General features: G+C 48.4%; 15 protein-coding genes. 8 read left to right on the top strand and 7 right to left on the bottom strand.

Annotated elements, in window-relative coordinates:
- From ACLR2L_RS13315 to ACLR2L_RS13305, 3 genes are all read left to right on the top strand, one after another.
- Positions 1-1,314, top strand: a 1,314-nt coding sequence (locus ACLR2L_RS13315) for an SLBB domain-containing protein (RefSeq protein ID WP_413368667.1), incomplete at its 5' end; no start/stop codon positions are given.
- A 17-nt stretch (positions 1,315-1,331) separates the two neighbouring features.
- Positions 1,332-2,288, top strand: a complete 957-nt coding sequence (locus ACLR2L_RS13310; RefSeq protein WP_140961733.1) for a hypothetical protein — start codon at positions 1,332-1,334, stop codon at positions 2,286-2,288.
- Positions 2,289-2,292: 4 nt separating this feature from the next.
- The gene (locus ACLR2L_RS13305) at positions 2,293-2,898 is read left to right on the top strand and encodes a hypothetical protein (RefSeq protein ID WP_413368666.1); all 606 of its coding nucleotides are present in this window, start codon (positions 2,293-2,295) and stop codon (positions 2,896-2,898) included.
- A gap of 84 nt (positions 2,899-2,982) precedes the next feature.
- On the opposite strand, the gene yghU is transcribed toward ACLR2L_RS13305, so the two are convergent.
- Positions 2,983-3,840 carry a glutathione-dependent disulfide-bond oxidoreductase gene (gene yghU / locus ACLR2L_RS13300; RefSeq protein WP_413368665.1) on the bottom strand — a complete coding sequence of 286 codons (858 nt, stop codon included), beginning with the start codon at positions 3,838-3,840 and terminating at the stop codon, positions 2,983-2,985.
- 256 nt (positions 3,841-4,096) lie between these two features.
- Between yghU and ACLR2L_RS13295 the strand changes: the two genes are divergently transcribed.
- Together ACLR2L_RS13295 and ACLR2L_RS13290 are read left to right on the top strand one after the other, a co-directional pair.
- On the top strand, positions 4,097-4,576 hold the full coding sequence (locus ACLR2L_RS13295; RefSeq protein WP_413368664.1) for a hypothetical protein: 480 nt from the start codon (positions 4,097-4,099) through the stop codon (positions 4,574-4,576).
- Between the two features lie 178 nt (positions 4,577-4,754).
- On the top strand, positions 4,755-5,213 hold the full coding sequence (locus tag ACLR2L_RS13290) for a hypothetical protein (RefSeq protein ID WP_413368663.1): 459 nt from the start codon (positions 4,755-4,757) through the stop codon (positions 5,211-5,213).
- A 64-nt stretch (positions 5,214-5,277) separates the two neighbouring features.
- On the opposite strand, the gene luxS is transcribed toward ACLR2L_RS13290, so the two are convergent.
- Together luxS and ACLR2L_RS13280 are read right to left on the bottom strand one after the other, a co-directional pair.
- Positions 5,278-5,784 (bottom strand): S-ribosylhomocysteine lyase, encoded by a 507-nt coding sequence (gene luxS, locus ACLR2L_RS13285; RefSeq protein WP_140961742.1) that lies wholly within the window; start codon positions 5,782-5,784, stop codon positions 5,278-5,280.
- 166 nt (positions 5,785-5,950) lie between these two features.
- Positions 5,951-6,646, bottom strand: coding sequence for an SDR family oxidoreductase (locus ACLR2L_RS13280; protein ID WP_413368662.1), 696 nt, complete (start codon positions 6,644-6,646; stop codon positions 5,951-5,953).
- Between the two features lie 192 nt (positions 6,647-6,838).
- Here ACLR2L_RS13280 and ACLR2L_RS13275 point away from each other — a divergent pair, with 192 nt between their 5' ends.
- Together ACLR2L_RS13275 and ACLR2L_RS13270 are read left to right on the top strand one after the other, a co-directional pair.
- The gene (locus tag ACLR2L_RS13275) at positions 6,839-7,912 is read left to right on the top strand and encodes a glycosyltransferase (RefSeq protein WP_413368661.1); all 1,074 of its coding nucleotides are present in this window, start codon (positions 6,839-6,841) and stop codon (positions 7,910-7,912) included.
- Positions 7,887-8,921 carry a sterol desaturase family protein gene (locus tag ACLR2L_RS13270; RefSeq protein WP_413368660.1) on the top strand — a complete coding sequence of 345 codons (1,035 nt, stop codon included), beginning with the start codon at positions 7,887-7,889 and terminating at the stop codon, positions 8,919-8,921. Before ACLR2L_RS13275 ends, ACLR2L_RS13270 begins: the two co-directional genes overlap by 26 nt.
- 15 nt (positions 8,922-8,936) lie before the next feature.
- Here the strand turns inward: ACLR2L_RS13270 and ACLR2L_RS13265 are convergent, their stop codons facing one another.
- From ACLR2L_RS13265 to ACLR2L_RS13255, 3 genes are all read right to left on the bottom strand, one after another.
- A complete protein-coding gene (locus ACLR2L_RS13265) occupies positions 8,937-10,400 on the bottom strand; it encodes a nucleoside hydrolase-like domain-containing protein (protein ID WP_413368659.1) in 1,464 nt (487 codons plus the stop codon).
- A gap of 137 nt (positions 10,401-10,537) precedes the next feature.
- On the bottom strand, positions 10,538-11,728 hold the full coding sequence (locus tag ACLR2L_RS13260) for an acyltransferase family protein (RefSeq protein WP_413368658.1): 1,191 nt from the start codon (positions 11,726-11,728) through the stop codon (positions 10,538-10,540).
- Between the two features lie 28 nt (positions 11,729-11,756).
- Positions 11,757-12,350, bottom strand: coding sequence for a CIA30 family protein (locus tag ACLR2L_RS13255; protein WP_413368657.1), 594 nt, complete (start codon positions 12,348-12,350; stop codon positions 11,757-11,759).
- Positions 12,351-12,521: 171 nt separating this feature from the next.
- On the opposite strand from ACLR2L_RS13255, the gene ACLR2L_RS13250 reads away from it, so the two are divergent.
- Positions 12,522-14,126, top strand: a complete 1,605-nt coding sequence (locus ACLR2L_RS13250) for an RNA polymerase sigma factor (protein WP_413368656.1) — start codon at positions 12,522-12,524, stop codon at positions 14,124-14,126.
- 28 nt (positions 14,127-14,154) lie between these two features.
- On the opposite strand, the gene ACLR2L_RS13245 is transcribed toward ACLR2L_RS13250, so the two are convergent.
- Positions 14,155-14,588, bottom strand: a 434-nt coding sequence (locus tag ACLR2L_RS13245) for a mechanosensitive ion channel family protein (RefSeq protein ID WP_413368655.1), incomplete at its 5' end; no start/stop codon positions are given.

Here is a 14,588-nt window from a genome sequence, read left to right as displayed (position 1 = left end):
GATATGGTGAAGTATGCCGGTGGTTTAGATGCAGGCGTTGATCTTAACTATGCCCTGCTGGCCAGAACCGATTTGGTGACCGACCGTTTGTATTTCATTCGGATATCGCTGAATGAAGCCCTGAACAACAACACCGATCACAACCTGGTACTTCAGCCTAAAGACAAAGTGTATCTGTTTAACAAAGACATCGACCGCGCCAGTTTAATTCAAATACCACTGGAACGCGTTAAGCGGGAAACCCAGTTTGGTCAGCAGGCACCGGTAGTGGAAGTGAGTGGATCGGTGTTTCACCCCGGTGCATACCCTATGGTCCCAGGAATGCGGGTGGAAGACCTGATTGCTGCCGCTGGTGGTATGAAAGAGGAAACCTATGGGTTGGCTGCCACCCTGTCTCGTCAGGTACTGATGGACAGCGAATTCAGTCGCACAGACTCACGGGCCATCAGCCTCACCAAAAACGATCCGTTGCTCGATACCACCGATTTGATTCTGCATCCCCGGGATCATTTGGTGCTGCGTATGAAACCGGAGTGGGTTCAGGCACCACAGTATGTTGAGATTGAAGGCGAGATCACCTTCCCGGGCAGATACCGCATCGACAAACGCGAAACCCTGTGCTCATTAATGCAGAAAGCCGGTGGCTTTACCGAAGACGCCTACCTGTTTGGCACTGTTTTCCTGCGCGACAGCGTGCGTAAAAAAGAACAAAAAGCACTGGATCGCATGTTCGAGGAATTAACCCGTTTACTCGCCGACACCCATGTTTCTCAAGGCGTGAACAAAGACGAAAAAATGCCGAAAGATCAACGCGCCGATGACATTTATGACGTAATCAAGAAGATGGCGCCGGAAAAAGCCGTTGGCCGTATGGTGGTGGATGTGCACAGCGCGGTAACGCGCTGCGACGAAACCTCAGATATCGTACTGGAAAACGGAGACCGCATTATTGTGCCTAAGTACCTGGATGAAGTGAGTGTAATTGGCCAGGTATATTTCCCTACCTCGCACAAATTCCGCTCAGACCGCGCTGCGCTGGATTACATAGGATTAAGTGGCGGCGTGAAAGAATTGGCCCAGTATGAGCATGCTTACATTGTGCAGGCCAACGGCGAGGTGATGTCTGTTCGTTCCAGCACCAGCGGGTGGGGACTGTTCAATTCGCCTGCCAACGTAAAAGTTACACCGGGTTCTACCATTTTTGTACCACTGAGTGTCGACCGTATCAACGGCCGGGAATCTGCCGAAAAATGGGTAGACATTATTTATAAAAACATCATTGCCACCGCAATGCTTGCCAACCTGCTTAACTAAGTACGGAGTAATTCGATATGGCACATCACAACGACACTGGCGGACATGTAGCAGAATATGAACTGCTCCTTAAATTCCTGCATCAATTGCTTACGTACAAGTTTCGCATCGCACTGGTAGCCATTACCGGGGCCGCTATTGTGCTGGGCTTATCGCTGATGCTGGACAACCGTTATTCGGCACAGGCCACGGTAGCTATTAACATCAGCGAAGATCCCGGTGGCGTTCAACCCAACAATTACAGAGGGGTAAACACCATTGGCGTGCTGGAATACGATTTCATTATTGATGGCACCCAGGAAAACGAACGCGAACGCCTGCTGGCAAGAATGGACTCATTTGGTTTTATCAGCGCTTTCATCGAACAACAAACATTGCTGCAATGGCTGTACGAGGATCAATGGGACGCCAGCACTGAACAATGGCTGGACGGCTTTGAGCCCGATATGCGCGAAGCGGTTAAAAAGTTTAAAACCGATGCTTTGTACGTGTTTACCGACAAAAAAACCGACCTGCTGAATGTGCGGATCACATCAAAATCCCCGGAGTTTTCCACCAAGCTGGCCAATGTGTTCGTGAAATCATTTAACGATTACCTGCGTCAGCTGGATCTGGAGGAAATTCAAAGCCGCCGAAACTACCTGGAACAACGCCTGAGCGAAATCAAAAACTCTGAAATTCAGCGCTCCATATTCCGTTTGCTGGAAACGCAACTGGCAGTGGAATCGTTGATCAACGCGCGGGCCAACTACCCACTGGAAGTGATTCAGCCTGCAACGGTTCCCCTATTCGAGTCGTACCCGGCCCGCAAGCAATGGGCAGCCATTACGTTCGTGCTACTACTGTTTGCCGGCATTTTCTTTGTGATATCCATGAACGCAGTCAATGCATTACGCCGTGACTTAAAAGCCTTTGCTGAACGCCATGAACCCAAAAGATTAAACCCGCCGGCCCCTTCTTACTATACGGAGTAACCCCATGAGAAACGTTGCAAAACAAGTAACAAAATCGCGTTTCGAGGATCACCTGCTGTTATACGTCATCATGTATTTGCTATTGATCGCGCCTCCGCGTGCTTTCAGAATAAAGCTGTCTGAAAAGGCCAATCACGGAGAACTGGCCCGTATTCCTACCTTCATGGTAGTGAGTATTGAACTGGTGCTGCGCATTGTATTTGTGCTGGTGTTAGCCGCGTGTATTGAAGGTTTTCTGGGCAATACGTTTTACGAAACACACCGACTGGATGTCTTCTTTGTTACTCTGGTGAGTGTGGGAATAGTGCATACCTGCGCGTATTTTCTCATTTTCAACACGCGGGCTAACGCTTCGGTAAAGCCTATGCTGGCCCTGCTCTACCGACTGATAAGAAATACCTGCTATGCAATGCTAACCGGTTTTGCGGCCGTGATCCCGGTACTGATCTGGAATTGGGATCACCAGTTGCCGCCTTACACCGATGGTCTGGCTGTTCAGTTGTATATATGGACGTCAACAGGCTTTTTTGTGCTTGGCCTGGTTGAAGCAAGGTATATGAATCGCATCCCGTTGGGCGCTGAAGCAGAGCGAACAATGATATCGGGTTAAAGGGACCCCAGCCGAAGCAAGACTTATCCTCAAAAGCAAAGAGCAGCAGAGCGTTGGATACCACGCACTGCTGCATGTTGAGGCTTACAAGCCGCTAAGCACGTTATCGATATCGTGGGCACTGTGACGATTTGCTACCTGACCGTCGTCACCCCATGTGCGATTAACAATACGCCCGCGTCGAACAGCCGGTCTGGCGTCGATTTGCTTTGCCCAGCGCTGCAGGTGGGTATATTCATTCACTTGCAGGAAGGTAGCCGCATTGTAAAGACGCCCAAGTACCAATTGACCATACCAAGGCCAAATCGCAATATCAGCAATGGAATAACTGCTGCCAGCCATATACTCGTTGCTTGCTAAATGCTTATCCAGTAAATCCAGCTGTCGCTTGGTTTCCATGGTGAAGCGGTTGATGGGGTATTCCATTGGATAGGGTGCATAACTGTAAAAGTGCCCAAAGCCTCCGCCCAAATAGGGCGCCGAGCCCATTTGCCAGAATAACCAGTTCATGCAGGCCACTTTTTCGTGCGGCGATGCAGGAATGAAATGATCAAATTTTTCTGCCAGATACAACAGGATAGAACCCGACTCGAATAGCATGGTTTGTGGAGACGTAGTGGTATCCACCATGGCCGGAATTTTGGAGTTTGGATTCACCTCAACAAAACCAGATGAAAACTGGTCACCCGAACTGATATCTACCAGCCAGGCGTCGTATTCGGCTTCGGCTACACCAGCAGCGAGCAATTCTTCCAACATGATCGTCACTTTCTGCCCGTTAGGGGTAGCAAGCGAATACAATTGCAGCGGTTGTTTACCTGTTTGACGGGCTTTCTGATGCGTTGCACCCGACACAGGTCGATTGATACTGGCCCATTTATTCCCGTCACTTTCGGGTTGCTGCCATACTTCAGGTGGCGTGTACTGCTTGTGTTCTGTCATTCGTATCACTCCTTTTTGATTTCGTCTGTTCGCCAATGGTGTCGAGAAACACTGACTGGCCTTCATCACTACGTTGGTACATAAGACCGATAGTTAAAGGGATTCGCTGCAATCAAATTCATCTAGCTTATTCCGTTACTGTTGTTATAAGGTGTTTTCACGAGACATTCTGACTAATTTATAAAAATCTGCGTGTCATTTTCCATCAGTAATCAAAGCCATTGCTGAGACTGACAAAAATAAACCGGAGCCTCCTTTGAGCGTCATGCATTTTAAATACACCGTCCGAACTCTGGGATTCATCCCATTGGTATTTACCGCTTTCAGCACACTGGCAAATGAGGTTACCCAACCCATTGATCACTTATTTGATGCCATGCGCGAACACAACGAACAGAAGTTGCTTAATCAGTTTACCACCAGCGCCCTGCTGCAAAGAGCAGGAAAAGATAGCAATGTGCAAACAACCGATATTGCCAAGTTCGCGGTCGCAATTGGAAAATCGACATCCTTTCTGGATGAGCAATTACTGGCAAAACGCGTTCAGCAAAGCGGTAATCTGGCTTCGGTATGGACTCCCTATGTGTTTTACCTGGATCAAAAGGTTAGCCACTGTGGAATCAACAGCTTTCAGTTAATACACACTGAGCAGGGCTGGAAAATCCATTATCTTATCGACAACGTGTTCGAGGGTGATTGTGAAGAATTTGCGCAAGCGCATGCTGAAAAGGACTGACATTTTGCGAATTTCGTGGTGTTTATCCTGAGCACAAATCCCGTTGAATTCGCATGAATTTCTTCATAGAAACCGATTTGTAAGGTATGTATTTATATATTTTTGTATAACCCCATTGTTCGTTATTCGTACCGGCTTCAGCTAATTTCGAAGGAGACGAGTAAAAGAAGGGGCGGTTATGCAGAAGAAATTACTGATTTGCTTAATTTGTCTGTTATACGTTTTACCGGTTTTTGCCAACGACGACAAACACCATTTTCCAGGTATATTTGTAGGCACCACCCACGCTGACGATGAGTTTTACAATACGATTGGCCTGGAATACGAGTACCGCCTTTCGCAATCTACCGGTGTTGGTGTTGCTTACGAGCATGTGAGCGACTACCACGAGGGCGCAGGTGCTAACCTGTTTGCCCTACAGATGTTTTATCACCCGAATACACATATTAAATTAGGTGTGGGCGTTGGGCAGGAGAGAATTGGCGGTCACGACGCCAGAAGCGATGTGTTTTACCGACTGTCTGCCGCTTATGAGTACCACGTAGAACCCTTTGAAATAGAGCCAACTATTGATGTGGATTTATTAGACGGGGAAACATCTGTTGTAGTAGGCGTGGCGTTTGTCATGCCGTTTTAAATAACCCCAAAAGCCCCCCTGAAGTAACGAAGACGCTGCTATTGTAACAGCGTCTTTTGTGTTTTTATTGAGCTAAAAACTCGTCACTCAAGTACAATTCGTCATTGCTGTTAATAGCAACTTTGCGATTTAACACGTCCTGGGCAATCTCCTGCGCTTCTTTCAGTGAGTGCATTTTGTAAGTACCACACTGGTACTCGTTCAGTTCAGGAATGTCTGATTCGTTTTGTACTTTCAGTACATCGTTCATGGCTGCCAGCCAGGCCTTCGCTACGCGCTCCTCATCTGGCGTTCCGATCAAGCTCATATAAAAGCCAGTACGACATCCCATGGGAGAAATATCAATAATTTCAACATCCGCAGCATTCAGGTGGTCGCGCATAAAGCCAGCGAACAAATGCTCCAGGGTATGAATACCTTTTTCCGATAACGCTTCCTGATTAGGCACACAAAAACGCAGATCGTAAACGGTAATATCATCACCCTTAGGCGTTGTCATTTTTTTCGCAATACGTACAGCGGGTGCATGCATTCGGGTGTGATCAACACGAAAACTGTCGAGTAATGGCATAAGGCATGTCCTTAAAAAGTGGGTGACCGAGCCTGCTTATTGTGGCCCGTCAAACCATAAAAATACAATGGGCAGTATTGTACATCAACTCACGGGGATAAACAGATTTGCATCTTACTTATCGCCAGTAGTGTTAGTTATCTGACAATACTACACCAGTCAGCAATCAATAATTTCGTTCAGCTTCAGGCCGAATAACCAATTCATGAATATGCGCGTTGGCTGTGCTACTCAGCATTGTCATAATCGCATCGGCAACGTCTTTTGCGCTTAAGTATTCAGGGCGCGAGGCTTCGCGAAAATCCGTGTCCACACCACCGGGGTACACCGACAGCATTTTAATGTGCTGTTCGGCAAGTTCCTTGCGCATTACTTTAGTATAGGCATCCAATGCTGCTTTGCTCGCCGTGTACGCCGCGATGCCGGGATTCGAGAATAAACAAACCGTTGAGAGCACATTAATAATGGTGCCGCATCCCTGTTGTTTCATACCCGGTAACACCGCCTTTATACATTCAATCGGTGCATAACAGTTCACTTTCATCAGCCAGTCTAATTGCTCAATTGGCGTTACATCGGCCTTCAACCGCACATTGTTCAGCCCTGCGCAGTTTATGAGTACATCTACCGCTCCGTTAGCGGCAATGGCATTGTGAAAAAACACCGTGCGGGCGCTCTCATCGGTAACACAAAAAGCCTGGCTGTGTACGTTGTCAGTCGTATTCAGCAGTGCGAGTGTGCTATTGAGCTTATCAGCGCTTCTGCCGCACAAACTCAAACGATAGCCTTGTTCAGCAGCCAGCACCGCCAGCTCCCGGCCAATACCCGAAGACGCGCCGGTTAAAAGTAAGTGTTTGTTCATAAATGGAATGGGATACGAGAATAATGTATCACAGTGTACTATTGATTCCCGTTTCCGTGTCCAGTTGTTTTCAGGCCAACTGCCGGTAAATGCGATAATTACTCGTTAGCCTGCTCTCAAAATAACAATGTTTAATTCAGCAATTCAAAAAGCAATGTTACTATCTGCATCATTGTAGTAAGGAACACAATTATGTCGGAAAAGGTACTTTCAATCGTTCCGCGAGGCTATTTACCTGCATTAACAGGCGGACTTGAAATTTGTGCCATGGAAACCATCGAGTTTTTCATTGAGCAGGGATACCAGGGAGCGGTTGCAGCCAAATGTCCGCCAACCTTCTGGGCAACAGTAAAAAGCCGCATCGCCCGCAGATTCAAAGGGCCATTTTCGTTAACACACAAGGTAAAAAATCATCAGGTTTATACTGATTTTTGGCACCCTAATGCACTCAGTGTGTTAATCAACAAGCTAAACCCTGCGTTTCTTGTGTGTCATGTATCCATGTGCGATGACCTGTTACAAAAACTCATCGATATCAATTATCCAACGCTGTTTTATATTCACTCGCGGGAAATATCCCCGCTGTTTGGCACATTGCCCCATAATCATCGTTTTGTATTTGCCTGCGAATCCTCTTTCATAAAAGCGCAGTTTCAACAGGTGAGCAACGCCCCCATCGACGTGATTCGCCCTATACTCCCGCCCGAGAAATTTCAAATATCCACATCGGGCGATGCCATTCTGGTGATTAATCCGCATCCCAAAAAAGGCGGCCGGTTAATTGCGGAAATTGCGCGCCTGATACCCCACAGGTCGTTTTTAATTGTTGGAGGCTGGGCCAATACGCAGCAAGATCAGGAAGTGATTGGCGTTGAGCAGGCATTGGAAAAACTGCCCAATGTTCAGCGTGAAGCGCACGTTGATGATATGCGCACCGTGTTTTCAAGGGCACATTGTTTGTTAATGCCATGTGTAGTGGCAGAAGCGTATGGGAGAACCGCCGCTGAAGCCTTAATTGCCGGCATCCCGGTAGTAGCTTCCGATCAGGGCGCATTGCCAGAAACCGTCGGTGATGGCGGCATTATTGTGGGCATTGACGCGCCTGTCGCTCGTTGGATTGAACAACTGGAAAATCTGTTTAACGACAGCGACTTCTACCGTACCCTGTCGCAACGCGCTATCGCCACCTCACAGCAGGATGTGCGTCAGGCAACCTATATTCAGCAACAATTATTAGATCATGCAAAATACTTATCCGGAAAGTAATACCGCCGACGGCAGCAGAAAAACCTGGGCTATCGAGTCGAAGCTCGCCAATGGCCTTATTCTGCTTTTTTTGATTTTGGCATCGCTGGCCAGTATTGGTGTGGTAGTTAATCACTATTATCAACTTGCCCAAGCCAGTAACATCCCCTGGTATGGCATCAAGCAAATATACTGGCATATCCACCACGATGTGATTGTGCCCTTTGGCGCGGATCCTCAGCTTTACTTAGGTATACCGGCCCTGTTGTGTATACAGGCGATGTTTCCGGCAATTCGCTCCCAAAAACCGTTTAATACCGGCATTCTGGTAGATATGGTATGGGTATTTATTCACGGTTTTATGGTAACGGGGTTCGTGCTTATCGTCATTGCAGCCCTGAATCAGGCGTTAATGCCCTGGACCAGCAGCTTGAAAGTGGGCATTTTCAGTAATGTACCCGCCTGGCTTGAGATTGTACTGGGGTACCTTGCGGTAGAGTTGGTTGGCTGGTTTAGCCACATGCTGCGCCACAAAGTGCGAGTGTTATGGGTGTTTCACGAGGTGCACCATTCGCAAAGCCAAATGAACCCGTTTACCTTGTTTCGGGTGCACCCTATGGATTATTTGTTCGCGGAGTTCATTATCTTTCTGCCCGCCCTTCTGTTTGAGGAAACGCTGGGCATTGTGCTGAGTTATTTAATTATTTCGCGTTTACACGACGCATTAACCCATAGCAATATCCGCACTAACCTTGGGCCATTGCGGTATATATTTGTCACACCTCAATCGCACCGTGTACATCACTCGTCAGAAACCGAGTACTACGATATGAACTATGGCGTGACGCTTTGCGTATGGGATCGCTTGTTCGGTACCCACTCTCCGTCTGATTTTGTGTATCCGAAAACCGGGATCAACGACCCCGATTTTCCGGAAGAAAAAGGCAAACCCTGGTACGCCCTTCCCTGGGTTATTACCCGACAGTTGTATTACCCATTTGTAAAAGCAATACGGTTATACTGGCGTTAGCCCGCCAGTTTTTTGTTATTTTGGTACCACCGTCACTACAACGCGTTTATAGCGAGTCAGAGCAGGCGTGCCCCTATCGGTTACCCGTAATATAAAATGCAGGGTTTCCGGTTTTGATACTTCTGGTGCGACTACCGCTACCCTCGCCATGTTTTCAGCACTTTGAATGGCAACAGGCGAAGCTGGCATACTGCCGGCCTCGGCATAGTTAAACCAGTAAAACTCTAAACTGTCGCCATCGGGGTCCTGTGAATTACGGGCATCAAGGGAAAAATAATCACCACTTTTTACCTTAAGATGCTGTTCGTGACGAAGTCGCGGCTCAGGTGGATGATTCGCATGTGCATAATCGAACACAGTCCAGTCCATACGGGCGGCAAAATCATTCTGAAAATCGTCGCGCCATCTCCACAACGTTTCCCGGTAGCCGGAAAAGTGCTGTTCGCTGGCAGACACAGAACGGCCAAACTCGTTGCGCCTGGGCAGCAAAAACGTGTCGGTGGCATTTGTCCAGATTGGACGTGTTTCCTGTTCAATAGGAACACCGCCAGTAAACCCATTTGGGTCAGTGGCGTTTATATCCGGTATATAGTACTCGTACCGCCCGCCCCACCCGCCATAATTGGGCTGCTCCGGAACGTTTAAACCATTGCGGATTAAATTTAGCCAGGCTGGTGTATCCCCCTCCATACCGTAGGCAACATCCGGATATTGCTGTCCTAAAGGACCGTGATTTTGTTGTATATTGTTGGCAATCCAAGGATTACTCACAGAAGTGTTATCTATTCCTTCGATATACATATTCATGCCCAGCCAGGTAGCGGCACCGTAACCTCCCGGACTAACGATATAAAACAAATCCGGAAACGTTTTTCTGATCCACGCAGCAGAATCATCCTGATCGGAAATAGTGTAAACACGTAGCTTGCTAATCAATTGGGCTAGCTGTTGTGGGGATGTTTGCTGCTGTAAGGTATACAGCGCCTGAGCCAGCGTGTTGGCGCCGCCCCACACACTGATCCATAGTGGTCTGGAATCGTCTTTTTCAATTGCGTTCATCAGCAGCCTGGATCCCTCTGAATCTTTATTTTTACCAACGCCGCTCATGCCATAGATGGGCAGTCCGGCCCGCACTACGCTGCGCAGGTATTCAGCTGTCGGATAGCCAGGCTCATGCAGTAACAGGTTATTATGTACTTTGGCGTAAGCGTCTATAATTTGATGAATGGTTTCAGGTGCAACCATCCCTTTCTGATGTACCGATGTGGTAGCAACCAGGCCCTCAACATCAAACTGATTTGAGTACAGTAAAAATCTCACCAGCGTCTGAGCATCATCAGGATCGGCTTCGATATCAGTTAGCACAAAGACACGATTTTTTATTTCAGGCTGTTGTTCTCCAAATGCATATGTGCAGAGAATCGCACTAACAATCACTATCAACACAGACTTAATAGCAGATACACAAATCAGTTTCATACGTAACAACATCCTTCTTCACCAAGCTAACGCAACAGAGTGTGTCTTAACCCGTGACTTTACTTTTATTGTTTTTAATTACGCATTTATTTTATTTTTCCACGCAAGCTGCCTCATGTCTTAACCTACGTCTTAATTCAGCCAACGCGCTGTTTTTCCTGCCCGTTCAGTATTCTCCCTAACCAGGATTTCTTTACCAGGATCTCGTACAACACAAGTCCGGTAAATAGGGTCCCTGAACACACCATGGTTAATTTAACACTCCAGTGCAACGGTAGTTCAGCTACCGCAATTTGCAGCGCGATAACCAGTGGCAGGTGGATAAGATAAAGCCAGTACGATGCGTTCGCCAAATAGCTTATCCAGGCTTTAGGGGTGTTAAACAGCGCTTTACACACGCCAAGTGTAAGCGGGATCATCGACCACATGGTGACGGCATAGGCGAACGCATATGCCGCTTTGTACCCTAAAAAATCCGTGTGGCCCGGTTGCGACTCGTAAGGTGCCAACAGAATTAATGCTGTGATACTCACAAGGGCAAATACAGCGTGTGACAGCGACAATTTGCTGTAAGACTGAAGTCCGAGGGAGTCTCGCTGAAAACTCCATCCCATCAGATAGCTCCCAAAATATAAACAAAACGTGGGCAAGTGCGGCACCAGCGATTTATCTGGCGTATCGATTCCCCAGTTATTCATCCACCACAAGCACAATACCGTGGGTAGCGCCATTAATACGGGAGACCAGTGTGACACCGACATACCGCTCACCAGCTTGCTGCTCAACTTCACTACAATACCGTGAACTACGGGTATCCGAACCAAGCACATTCGCAGCGCAAGTGCACAAACGGTAAATAACATCAGGTAATACAAAAACCATAAGTGTGTACCCACCAGTAACCCATTTGGCAAACTGCCCAATGTTGCTATGCCTTCGTATATCGCTATTACGACATCCACATCGCCCCGCAAACTCTGCGCACCGGCAATCCAACCACTCACCAGCAGCGGTCGTAACAAAAACCAGCCCGCAACAAAGGGCACTCCCAGCCGGACAGCTCTGGATTGTAAAAAGGCAGGCATACTGGTTTTATTCAGCGTCATTCGGCTGAAATAACCAGCGATCAGAAAGAACAGCGCCATGCGAAAAGTATGGCTGACTAAAGCAAATGCGCTCACGAGGTTGCTGGTAGAGACATCCATCACCGCCCAGCCAATGAATACCGGCATAAACGACAAACTGGCATGAAAAACAATGCCAAGCAGTAACGCGAATGCGCGGGTTGCATCCAAATAATGAAGTCGTGTCGACGTGCCGGTATGCATAGCAGGCTCCTAATCAATACACCTTGAATTAATAAAAACGCACGTCATCAATTTCATAATCAAACGCGGCGGGCTGCAGGCTGTACGCCACAATACTCAGACTATTCAGGTTTGAGGTATTCAGCGGTGTTTGCTCCGACCATGCACGCTTCATTGATGTAAACGGTATAGTCACGTCGTGAAACTTGCCGTCGGCTTTCACTACAATCGGCGCGGCATGGTAGTCAAAATTAGTGATATCCTGGCTGTTGGCTGACACGCTCAGGTTCCCCTGCGTGATCCGTACCCGCAGTTGTATGCCCTGGTACACACTGGCATCAACAAATTTTCCTATTTCGGCCAGCGGCACCACTGCACTCGACCAACCGGGCTGACCGCGAGGCGGGGTGATTGTACCGGTAACCCGCATAATGCCGTTATTCAGCGAGTGCTTGTCCTGGGTAGCGCCGCCCGCCATAGCGTCATTAATGAACTGACGCGGCAGGCCATAACTGGTGTTGTCTGCTGCCGAAAAGTCGTCAATTACAGCAGCGGTTTGCCCACTGTGTGCCATCATACTGGCCGTCAGGATGATTCCTCCTGCCATCAACATAACGATTCGATTTTTGCTAATTGTTTTCATTTCCATTGCTCCGGGTTTAAGGTAGTTATCACATCAGGCAAGGGCCTGTTGCGTGTTGGTACCCATTAAGTGCCAGCCAATCCGAAAAAGGTGACGAAAAATATTTTTTTATTTTTTGTCACCTTTTGGCCCCGATATGGCACTTAGTAAAAAATGGCCAGAGTTATCACTATGTTTTCACAGCGCACTACCTTCGAACACAACAATGATGCCTCCCTGGTAATGCTCTCTTTGGGCGGAAACCGCGATGCGTTTTGTCAAATAGTAAAGCGCTACCAAACACTACTTTGCAGCATTGCGTATGCGGCCCTTGGCGATATAAAACACAGTGAAGACGTGGCGCAGGACACGTTTGTGGAAGCCTGGAAGAAACTCGATACATTGCACAATCCGGAAAAGCTGAAATCCTGGTTGTGCGGCATTGTGCGTTTTAAGATCAGCCGTTTCAGACGTCAGCAACCAGCAAAAGAACAACTGATAGAAGACACAGAAGCACTGTCCGACATAGCAACATCGCATACTGAACTGGAAACGCAGGTTATCTCAGCGCAGCACCACGCGCTGATGTGGCAGGCCCTGCACGAAATGGATGAAACTTACCGGGAACCGCTGATCCTGTTTTATCGCGAGCAGCAATCGGTAGAAACCGTGGCGGCTGAATTAGACTTGTCCACCGATACGGTTAAACAACGTCTTTCGCGTGGACGCAATCTACTGAAACAAGCCATGAGCGATGTGGTTGAAGAGGCGCTCAAACACAGCAAGCCCGGCGCAGCGTTCACGGTATCAGTAATGACTCTGATCAGCGGCATCTCCCCACCAGCCAAAGCCGCTCTGGTGGGCACGAGTTCTGCCAAGCTTGGCAGTGTATTTTCATTTACCACCCTGCTTACTTTTTTGGCGGTATTTTCTGGTTTTATCAGTTCGTTTTTAGGATTGCGGGCGGGCCTGGACCAGTCTCGCACCCGCAACGAGCGCAGATTAGTGTTTAAAAGTGTCGCATTATTTTTCTGCGTAACCGCGCTGTATGTGGCAGGTATGTTTAGCTTGAAATTCCTCGCACTGCACAACCTTGCGTTCTCGCGGTTAATCACAGGCACCGTTCAGATACTGGTATTGAGTTTTACTGCCGCCAACCTGTGGCTGGTAAGTTATATGTTTCAGGCCATGCGTACCCTGCGGGCCCATGAGCGGATTTTTCATCCGGAAGCCTTTACCCATGAATCCGATGCACCCGGTTCTGCACGGCGTGAATATAAAAGTCGCTTGCGGCTGCTTGGCGTGCCGTTGATGCATTTCCAGTTTGGCATGCCGGAACATAGTGATAGGGCTGCCTATGGCTGGTTTGCCGGCGGCAGTCATGCATACGGCCTCATATTTGCCTGGGGCGGCGTCGCCATTGCGCCGGTAAGTGTCGGCATTGTTGCCATTGGCGGGTTTACCGTTGGTGCAGTAGGTATTGGTGTTATCAGCACAGGCACGGTTGCAATTGGACTACTGGCGTTTGGTGCTTCTGCCATTGGCTATAAAGCCTATGCATCACTGTCAGCGACGGGATGGGAGAGCGCCTTCAGCAATGGCGTATCATTGGCCCGTGACGCCGCTATCGGGCCAGTGGCTCAGGCAGAGTATATCAATAACGAGCAGGCCGCCTCGCTCACCAATCTGGCCGATTTTGGCCAGGTGTATTACTGGCTTCTGGCCGCCATCGCCCTATTGGTTATTGTGCCTGCCATTTGGCATGCCGTGCAGGTTCGCACGCGAATGAAGTCATGAAGCCCGGGCGGCCGCGGGCAGATTGACATTACGGCGTGGTATTGCTGAGCTTGATTGCCTCTTCGTTCACCACCCGCACTTCGCGTTGCGGGAATGGAATTTCGATACCGTGCTCTCGCAGAGTTTCAAATACGATCAACAGCAAGTCACCGCCTACGCGGTTTTTCCCGTCATCGACGCCGATCATCCAGAACTCCACAAACATATTAACGCCAGAATCACCGAAGCTGTCGATTTCACAATCCGGGCGCTCTTCAAACGGGATATCATCGCCACTGATCACCTGCGGATGCCTGGCTACCGCCTCTTTAATGATCTCCACCATAGCGCGAATATCGGTTTTATAGGCTACGGAAAAATCAATGCGGTACCGTTGTTTGGAATCTTTGTGCGTCCAGTTTACCAACAATGAGTTAATGAACTTCTCGTTCGGTACCAGGATATCTTTACCGTCATAAGTTT

Origin of the sequence: Alteromonas sp. AMM-1, from assembly GCF_047290655.1 — a bacterium.
Taxonomy (GTDB): Bacteria; Pseudomonadota; Gammaproteobacteria; order Enterobacterales; family Alteromonadaceae; genus Alteromonas; species Alteromonas mangrovi.
Note: the sequence above shows the minus strand (reverse complement) of the source record. Positions and strands in the feature narration are given on the sequence as shown.

Excerpts from the sequence above, each read along its gene's own strand:
- ACLR2L_RS13310 (WP_140961733.1), top strand. The coding sequence starts at position 1,332 with ATGGCACATCACAACGACACTGGCGGACATGTAGCAGAATATGAACTG.
- ACLR2L_RS13305 (WP_413368666.1), top strand. The coding sequence starts at position 2,293 with ATGAGAAACGTTGCAAAACAAGTAACAAAATCGCGTTTCGAGGATCAC.
- yghU (WP_413368665.1), bottom strand. The coding sequence starts at position 3,840 with ATGACAGAACACAAGCAGTACACGCCACCTGAAGTATGGCAGCAACCC.
- ACLR2L_RS13290 (WP_413368663.1), top strand. The coding sequence starts at position 4,755 with ATGCAGAAGAAATTACTGATTTGCTTAATTTGTCTGTTATACGTTTTA.
- luxS (WP_140961742.1), bottom strand. The coding sequence starts at position 5,784 with ATGCCATTACTCGACAGTTTTCGTGTTGATCACACCCGAATGCATGCA.
- ACLR2L_RS13280 (WP_413368662.1), bottom strand. The coding sequence starts at position 6,646 with ATGAACAAACACTTACTTTTAACCGGCGCGTCTTCGGGTATTGGCCGG.
- ACLR2L_RS13275 (WP_413368661.1), top strand. The coding sequence starts at position 6,839 with ATGTCGGAAAAGGTACTTTCAATCGTTCCGCGAGGCTATTTACCTGCA.
- ACLR2L_RS13270 (WP_413368660.1), top strand. The coding sequence starts at position 7,887 with ATGCAAAATACTTATCCGGAAAGTAATACCGCCGACGGCAGCAGAAAA.
- ACLR2L_RS13265 (WP_413368659.1), bottom strand. The coding sequence starts at position 10,400 with ATGAAACTGATTTGTGTATCTGCTATTAAGTCTGTGTTGATAGTGATT.
- ACLR2L_RS13260 (WP_413368658.1), bottom strand. The coding sequence starts at position 11,728 with ATGCATACCGGCACGTCGACACGACTTCATTATTTGGATGCAACCCGC.
- ACLR2L_RS13255 (WP_413368657.1), bottom strand. The coding sequence starts at position 12,350 with ATGAAAACAATTAGCAAAAATCGAATCGTTATGTTGATGGCAGGAGGA.
- ACLR2L_RS13250 (WP_413368656.1), top strand. The coding sequence starts at position 12,522 with ATGTTTTCACAGCGCACTACCTTCGAACACAACAATGATGCCTCCCTG.